At 40.6% G+C, this 1,610-nt stretch carries 3 protein-coding genes and 2 tRNA genes; all 5 read right to left on the bottom strand.

All coding sequences use genetic code 11. The annotated features are described in order from the left end of the window. The coding region (locus COD11_RS27300; protein WP_218012765.1) for a hypothetical protein at positions 1-186 on the bottom strand (186 nt) is incomplete at its 3' end. Between the two features lie 33 nt (positions 187-219). Then, positions 220-372: a transcriptional regulator gene (locus COD11_RS25795; protein WP_098799744.1), complete on the bottom strand. Its 153-nt coding sequence runs from the start codon at positions 370-372 to the stop codon at positions 220-222. Positions 373-385: 13 nt separating this feature from the next. Then, positions 386-1,300: a tyrosine-type recombinase/integrase gene (locus COD11_RS25790; RefSeq protein WP_098799743.1), complete on the bottom strand. Its 915-nt coding sequence runs from the start codon at positions 1,298-1,300 to the stop codon at positions 386-388. 135 nt (positions 1,301-1,435) lie between these two features. After that, positions 1,436-1,511, bottom strand: a tRNA-Thr gene (locus COD11_RS25785). Between the two features lie 2 nt (positions 1,512-1,513). Continuing rightward, positions 1,514-1,588 (bottom strand) — tRNA-Asn (locus COD11_RS25780). Positions 1,589-1,610 lie beyond the last annotated feature (22 nt).

Here is a 1,610-nt window from a genome sequence, read left to right as displayed (position 1 = left end):
CGTTAGCTTGACATTTACATCCATTTCCTCGACAGAAGCAAACGTTTGATACTTCCTCAATTCCTTCATTTTTATCCTCCAAATTAAGGAGGTTGCTCCAGAAGCCTTCTCAATGCTAAAATAGCAAAGAGAGGACTTGTCAAAGAGTCCTCCAGTAGTGTGAGGAGTTTCCCTTTCAGTCGCCAAACTTGAGGAGGGAAGCTCCTTTCCTTTTTGTGCTTAATTTGCTTTTAGTGCCTTCTCAATCGCTTCCAGAGCTTGCTTGTGAAGCTCTCTGTCCTTCTCATTAGTGTCAATGGAGAGTAAATACTCAAGAGCCTTCTTTTGCTTCCTCAGCTCGTTCAAATCCTTTGATAAACAGAAAAATAACATTGAAAACAACTCCTTAAAAAGTTAATTTGGTTAATGGATTAAATTTGTCGTTATCCTCAGCAACCTCGTTGCCCCAGAATTGAAGGTATTTCTCTGTTGTCTTTATGCTCGTATGTCTCAGCACCTTGGAGAGCGTTGAAATGTCTCCTCCATTTTGAATCCAAGTTTTTGCAAAATAATGTCTGCAAGAGTGAGCTGAACAGCGTGTCTCCTCAAAGTCCATAACTTGAGCCAGCCTTTTGAACCAGCACTTGAGAGCATTGACTGTTAAAGCTTGGTTTTTCTGATTAGGGAAAACATGAGGAGACAGCTCCCCAAACTGACTCAAGCAATATTCCTTCCAATAAGCCAGCTCTTTGACAAGTGGCTCTGAGAGAGGAACGCTTTCTTCCCTTCTCATTTTTCCAAATACCTTAATAGAGCGGTTATGAAGGTCAACTGCTGACCATTTTAATGAGGTCAACTCGCTTGCTCTTAATCCTGTTCCAATTAACGTTAAAAACATAGTGTAATTACGGACAGCAAAATAAGTGTCTTCTCGTCTCTTTGTCCGTCTCAAGTGAGACAAAATTTCTTTTACTTCATCATCAGTAAACGTTTTTATGCGAATGTCTTCTTTTACACGTTTTATGGAGTCCGTTGGGTTTTCTTGAATAATGTCCTCTTGAACGAGGAAATTGAAGAAGGCTCTGAATTGTCGTCTTTTGGTGTTCAAACTCGTTGGATTATTACCTTTCTCAGTCTTACAAAGAGAAAGATAATTCTTTAAGGCTCTGGAGGTAACGTCAGTTATTCTTGAGAGGTCTTCTCTCTCACACCAACTGAGGAAGTCATCAAAAAGCATTTGATAAGCTTTGAGGGTGTTCTTTGACAGGTTTTCATATTCTTTCTCTGACAGAAATTCTTTCATGGCAAATCTGATTAACATAAAAAAACCACTCCTCTTCTCAAGTTTTCACTCAAGAGAGAAGTGGCTTGTAAAGTCACTATAATATAAAGCGGTTAAGTATGTAACTGTAACGGTTTTATACTGACCATTTTACAGAAAAGCTCAAAAGTCGTGTCCTTCCAAGGTTTAACTCGAACGACAGAACCTCTTCCTTACCATGGAAGTGCTCTACCAACTGAGCTATGGAAGCAATGGCTCCGCAGGCAGGACTCGAACCTGCGACCGATCGGTTAACAGCCGATAGCTCTACCACTGAGCTACTGCGGAACAATCCAAAGCCTGGCAACGT

It is taken from the genome of Bacillus sp. AFS040349 (genome assembly GCF_002577655.1).
GTDB lineage: Bacteria > Bacillota > Bacilli > Bacillales > Bacillaceae > Metabacillus.
This window is presented reverse-complemented; position numbering and strand designations above follow the sequence as displayed.

What these genes read in the sequence shown, in the direction of transcription:
- COD11_RS25795 (WP_098799744.1), bottom strand. Translation starts at nt 372, where the DNA reads ATGTTATTTTTCTGTTTATCAAAGGATTTGAACGAGCTGAGGAAGCAA.
- COD11_RS25790 (WP_098799743.1), bottom strand. Translation starts at nt 1,300, where the DNA reads ATGTTAATCAGATTTGCCATGAAAGAATTTCTGTCAGAGAAAGAATAT.